The 6,000-nt window shown below is 44.7% G+C and carries 5 protein-coding genes and 1 pseudogene; 2 read left to right on the forward strand and 4 right to left on the reverse strand.

From position 1 onward, the window contains the following. The first annotated feature begins 351 nt into the window (after positions 1–351). Together L5M10_RS14195 and L5M10_RS14200 are read left to right on the forward strand one after the other, a co-directional pair. Positions 352–945 (forward strand): LysE family translocator, encoded by a 594-nt coding sequence (locus tag L5M10_RS14195; protein WP_263255455.1) that lies wholly within the window; start codon positions 352–354, stop codon positions 943–945. 26 nt (positions 946–971) lie between these two features. Then, the gene (locus L5M10_RS14200; protein ID WP_263255456.1) at positions 972–1,520 is read left to right on the forward strand and encodes a DUF1415 domain-containing protein; all 549 of its coding nucleotides are present in this window, start codon (positions 972–974) and stop codon (positions 1,518–1,520) included. Positions 1,521–1,820: 300 nt separating this feature from the next. Here the strand turns inward: L5M10_RS14200 and L5M10_RS14205 are convergent, their stop codons facing one another. The 4 genes and pseudogenes from L5M10_RS14205 to L5M10_RS14220 all read right to left on the reverse strand — a co-directional run. Further along, complete coding sequence (locus L5M10_RS14205) at positions 1,821–2,723, reverse strand: cell division protein (protein ID WP_107946996.1); 903 nt, start codon at positions 2,721–2,723, stop codon at positions 1,821–1,823. Between the two features lie 406 nt (positions 2,724–3,129). Then, positions 3,130–4,419 carry an acetyl-CoA hydrolase/transferase family protein gene (locus tag L5M10_RS14210; RefSeq protein ID WP_263255457.1) on the reverse strand — a complete coding sequence of 430 codons (1,290 nt, stop codon included), beginning with the start codon at positions 4,417–4,419 and terminating at the stop codon, positions 3,130–3,132. A 278-nt stretch (positions 4,420–4,697) separates the two neighbouring features. Then, the gene (gene lepB, locus L5M10_RS14215; RefSeq protein ID WP_263138138.1) at positions 4,698–5,657 is read right to left on the reverse strand and encodes a signal peptidase I; all 960 of its coding nucleotides are present in this window, start codon (positions 5,655–5,657) and stop codon (positions 4,698–4,700) included. Between the two features lie 110 nt (positions 5,658–5,767). Next, a pseudogene (locus tag L5M10_RS14220) lies at positions 5,768–6,000 on the reverse strand (IS4 family transposase); the annotation flags it as partial.

Below are 6,000 nucleotides of genomic sequence, written 5' to 3' on the forward strand. Positions count from 1 at the left end.
CTAAAACTGAAAGCTGATATCCATCATAGTGTTAAATCAGCATATTCCAATATATCTTGATTTTCGTACTAACACAGAAAACCATCAAACTGCGCTAGCCCTATTCTCACGCCATTAATCCCATCGAGGCATGTACATATTTTGTTATTCTTTTTAGTTTATAAACTCACTATGTCGTATAGGCGCGGCAACATTTAATCGCTAGAATGCCTCGCCTGCGTTGCAATCAAATGTCGCAATTATAAATAATAGCAACACAGTATTGCGTAACGTCAGATGAGTAAATCGCAGGCTCAATGCGGCAAATAATCACAATGCCATAAAACTAAAATAAAAGGTGTGGATCTATCTATGGAGTTAATACTCGCTATCGCGTTGTTTGCCTTTTCATCGGGGATCACCCCGGGGCCTAACAATATTATGCTGATGACCTCAGGGGTAAACTTTGGCGTAAAACGCAGTATTCCGCATCTTATGGGAATATGCCTTGGCTTCCCGACCATGATCCTCGCGATAGGTTTGGGCTTGAGCGCCCTACTCCAAAGCTATCCTATCATCCATCAAGTGATTAAAGTCGTCGGCATAGGTTACCTTTTGTATCTGTCTTGGTTGATTGCCAACAGCAGTAGCAAGATGGAAGGCAAAGCCATTGCTAAACCCTTCAGTTTTATCCAAGCCGCGGCCTTTCAATGGGTCAACCCTAAGGGCTGGATCATGGCCGTGGGCGCGATTGCGACGTTCACGTCAGTACAGCAGGATTTGACCCCGCAGGTCATCACTATTGCAACGGTATTTTTGTGCGTCGCCTTTCCCTGCGCTATCGTCTGGCTCGGCTTTGGCGTAGCCCTTAAACGCATTTTAAAAAATGAGCGCCAACAGAAGATTTTTAATATCAGCATGGCGCTCTTGCTTGTGGCGTCTATCATCCCTATGATCGCCCCCTAATTTTTAAGCACGAGCAAACGACCGCCATGAACGAAATTGACATGATCACTCAACAAACCGACAACTGGGTGAAAAAAGTGATCATGAAATACAATATTTGCCCCTTCGCCAGACAAGAAGTCGAGCGCGGCAGTATTCGGTATCTGGTGGTGGAACAAACTAAAGTCAAACTCGTACTCAAGGCATTGATTGAAGAATGCCAATACCTCGACGCCCACCCCGAAGCCGAAACCACACTGTTTATTCTACCCCGTGGTTTTGAGGGGTTTTATGCTTATCTCGACCTCATCGACATGGCAACCGATACGCTTATCGAACACGAGTACGAAGGCACTTACCAACTCGCCACCTTCCACCCAGACTATTGTTTCGATGGCGAACCACAGGACGGGGCAGCCAACTTCACCAACCGCGCGCCCTACCCAACCCTGCACATCATCCGCGAAGCCAGCATGGAGTTAGCCCTTGCTAACTACAACGATCCCGAAACCATCCCAGAGCGCAATATCGCCTTTTGCGAACGCAAAGGCAGCGACTTTTTCGTCAAACTGTTAGCAGAATGCATGGGGAAATAGCTTCGTTTCTTTAAACAACAGAGAGCAGTTATACAAAGCAAGACAGGATTTATTGGGCTGTTGACGTTATTCCAAGTTAGACATTAAGCACTATCATTCCAGTGACACGCCGTGAACTCGTCCATGAGGGCTCGACGACGGCATCCATGCCGCCAACGGTCACTTACATGCCAGTGCTTAATTCAGTTAACCTTTGCACATATCTTCGACCCAGCCAGAACAAATATTTAACCCAAATACACTGTCACTACCTTAACTCTTTGATCTTCTTATATAAACTTATCAATAACGGCTGACACATCAACAGCGGGTCGCATTCACACCACCCTTATTATTGTTAGACTTGTTCACTTCAATTTCAGCCATTGATTCACGTTCAAACTTAAGAGCTTCGGAACGATCACCGAGATACCGAGGTAGACAACCTAATGCCATAAAGCCACCTAAACTTTGTTCGTGATGACCGACAATTAAGCCGCCGTAACAATTATGCGCATGACAACCACTGAGCAAGGTTGCATTATTTGTAATCAAAATATTACTCGGCCTTACTAAAATCTCTACCCCATTTCTTAAAAATCGGCCTCGTTTTATAACAACTTTATTTGGTGGTTTGAAGTCTATCTCTATAAGTATCTTACGATGTGCCTCCCGAATTGAAAGCCTTGTACCAACTAGCTGGATATCCCATGGTGCAGTAGAGTAATAAAGCTGATTATTTTTAATATGAAGAACTGGTGCATTAAATTCATCAAAAATAACAAGATTTAAGAGTAAATGTCCATCCGCCATAACCAGCCCAATCAAGGGAGTACCATCTACGCTAATAGGTACCATTGCGGTTCCATATCCTTGATCCTCACATGTGAAGCTATTTCCGCCAATCTCAATTTCAGCAGTTTTTCCCGAAAAATGAAGGCAGTATGGTTTAGAAACGCCTTCACGAAGATTAAATGGATCTGAATCAGCATTGCGTACCATTTCTTTGGGCAGGAACCCACCCGTTTTTTCTCTATGGTGTTGATCGCACAATAGCGTTATTTCTTCAGCGACATGGCGCTTAACGCTAGCCCATTCCTCCATATGCTCATATTCATAGAGTGGCATTCCGCAGATAACACAACCGAAGCCACAACGTTGCCTAACCTCTCGTTGAATAGGGAGAGGTATATTCCTACTATTACAATCTTGATCCTTGGTCATTCAGATTCCTTTTTGAAGCTAACCTTTAATTGATGTACTGCACGTTTACCTTAACTAAACCAACAAAATGCACACGCTCAGCCTCCAAACCTGCAGCCTGAACATCAACCTTACAATATATGATTGATTTTAAATGCCGCTAAACTTAGCAATATTAATAAAAGTAAGCCCCAAAAATTTTCAAATGGTTAGCACCTCTATCAAATTAAAATTTTAACTATTCTTTAAACCGACTCAAAGATGATGATAAATATCAAATTTTATAATAAGAATCGAATGTAGTAGCTGACGTGACCTTCGATGACATGGATGTCATCGTAGAGCCGCCATGGATGGCTTCACGGCGTGTCACGGAAGCAACTGCACTCGATTTACAACAGGCAACGATTCAGATTCAAGCAATCACTCAAAGAAGTCTTAATCCCCACACCTCAAAGGCATCACGACTTAATTGTTCCCTAAAATCTGGGTGAGCGATGGCGATCAGCGCTTGTGCCCGTTCGCGCAGTGAACGGCCGCGTAGATTGGCGGCGCCGTATTCGGTCACAATGTAATGCACATGGGCCCGAGTGGTGACAACCCCTGCGCCAGGTGATAACACGCTGGCAATGCGAGAAAGCGTTCCCCCCGCGGCAGTGCTGGGCAGCGCAATCACAGAACGACCACCTTCAGATAACCCTGCTCCGCGGATGAAATCCATCTGGCCCCCGACACCAGAATAGATTTTAGTGCCAATGGAATCGGCACACACTTGGCCTGAAAGGTCGACCTGCAGCGCCGAGTTAATCGCCATCACATTGGGATTTTTACGGATAATGGCCGTATCGTTAACTTGCTCTATGTCCATAAAGATGACCGCAGGATTATCATCAACATAGTCGTATAATTTCTGGCTCCCCAAGGCGAAACCTGTGACGAGTTTTCCCGGATAAAAACACTTCTTGCTGTTGTTAATCACACCCTTTTCAACCAGTTGCAATATGCCGTCAGAAAATAGCTCTGTGTGGACGCCTAAGTCTTTATGTTCGGTTAAGCAAGACAGCACGGCATCGGGGATCGCACCTATACCCATTTGCAAACAATCGCCATTACGCACCAATTGGGCGACATTTTTGCCAATCGCCAGACTCACGGCATCGCCCGTCGCGAAGGAATGAATGGGCAACGCCGCGCTCTGCTCATACACAGCGGCAAAACGGTCGATATGGATAAAGCTGTCACCATGGGTGCGTGGCATTTGTGGATTAATATGAGCGATGATCTTACCCGCGACTTGGCAAGCTGCGAGCGTTGCTTCAACCGAAATGCCTAAGGAACACATGCCATGCTTATCGGGTGGCGACACTTGGATAATTGCGGTATCAATTTTTTGCTCGCCGGAACGAAATAACTTAGGCACTTCAGACAGGAAAATCGGCACATAATCCGCGTCACCACTTTGCAGTAATGCCCGCGTTGGCAGCCCACCGAAAAAACATCGATGGCGTAAATGCCCCTGTAAACTGGGATGGCTTAAGGATTCGGCGCCTTCAGTATGTAACTGTAACAGGGTGAGATTTTCTTTGGTGAGTGCATGCTGCGCCAACGCATCTAATAAAATGCGCGGAGTGGCGCCCATGGAATGAGTCCACAGCGTCTCGCCGCTTTGAATTAAAGCAACCGCATCGAGCGCGCTATGACAAATGATTGGAGGCATAATGAATTCCCTTCGCTAAGCATGATGGCGGCAATCGCCCTAGCGGCAGTGTAAGGGATATCCTAATTAAGCAACATCGATTTCAATGGCTTAGCGCGACTGTTTATCTATAGTTTGCGCTATATCAAACTCTAGATTATTAATTGGATCGCAAAATACACATTCAACCTGTTTTGGCACTAGAGGGTAATAAAGCCTCTGGCTAAAATGCTTTGCAGAAATTTGATTAGGGATAACACCAATAAGCCCGTATTGGTTATCCCCATCAGCGCTCAGCCTTACCAAATATATATTACTTTACCAATAATCAAGTCTTGAGGAATAAACCCAAAATATCGACTATCTAAGCTATTGTCTCTGTTATCACCTAAGACGAAATACTGACCAGCGGGAACTAACCATTCATCCCTTAATGTGTTTTCCTGCACATAATAGCGATCAACCAGTTCTTTCTGATGGCGGAGTAATAATACCTGATAGCGAATATCATCCAGCGACTCTTGGTAAACAGCTTGAGTCTCAGTACTCAACTCGGGTAATAAGATTTTATCGATAAGATCGTATTGAGAGTCCAATCCTGCACACGCTTCCCTCGATACATTGCAGGCTTTCTGCACAAAAATGGTTTTGTCGCGATAGATAATCCTATCGCCGGGTAGACCAATTACACGTTTTACATAGTCAATCGTCGGGTTTGCAGGGTATTGAAATACCAATATATCCCCTCTTGCGGGTGTTACCGATGGCGTCGACTTAGCCAGTTGAAAACCTAAATATCGATAGTTACCAAAACCATACTTGCTCACCAACACATGATTGCCAGGTGCTAACGTCGGCTTCATGGAAGAGGCCGGAATACTAAAAGGCTCAAAGAAAAAACCTCGTAACACAATCAGCGGTAACATCATCAAAGCGTAACTCGCTAACACTATCCACCAGCGAGCATACCAGCGGCGGGGTTGAGTAATATCGTAACGACGGGCGATCATAAACCCGTGAATGGGACAAATAACAATAAATAACCAAGAGAGGTAAATATTTTGAAGCCAAGCCATATTTCCCGATTTAAATGGGAAATAGTTTGAGTGTAAAAATACATCAACGGCCGCGATAATCAGCGCACCAATAAAATATCGAATAAAATATTTAAATTGATTAACGTATAAAAATACAAACGGCTGAAAAAATAGACCTAATAATATTGCGAGCCAAGCTTTTGGCTTCCATTGAATATCCAATTGAACTCCGTTTCACCCTAGATTTGGAAAACGGCATCATAATTCACTGCCTAACCTAGCACAACCTCATTCCCAGTTGCAGATAGCCTGCCATGCGCTGAAGGATCCCCTCATAAATCAGCCATAGCATAGCCATATTTGAGCAACTGATTGGCGAATAATACCCAGGCCGCCAGCAATTCTTTCTCCGTGATTTGATAATCAGGCCGCCTGAGTACCTCCAATCCCAAGCGAATCGTTGAGAGTACCGTTCGATGCCCAATGGTATTGGCCTGAAAATGCTTATCCCAGCCCTGTTGCTGTGCGTGTAAACCAACTAGCCACAACAGGCATTGAACCATCA

Source organism: Shewanella sp. SM32 (assembly GCF_025654235.1).
In the GTDB taxonomy this organism is placed as follows: Bacteria; Pseudomonadota; Gammaproteobacteria; order Enterobacterales; family Shewanellaceae; genus Shewanella; species Shewanella oncorhynchi.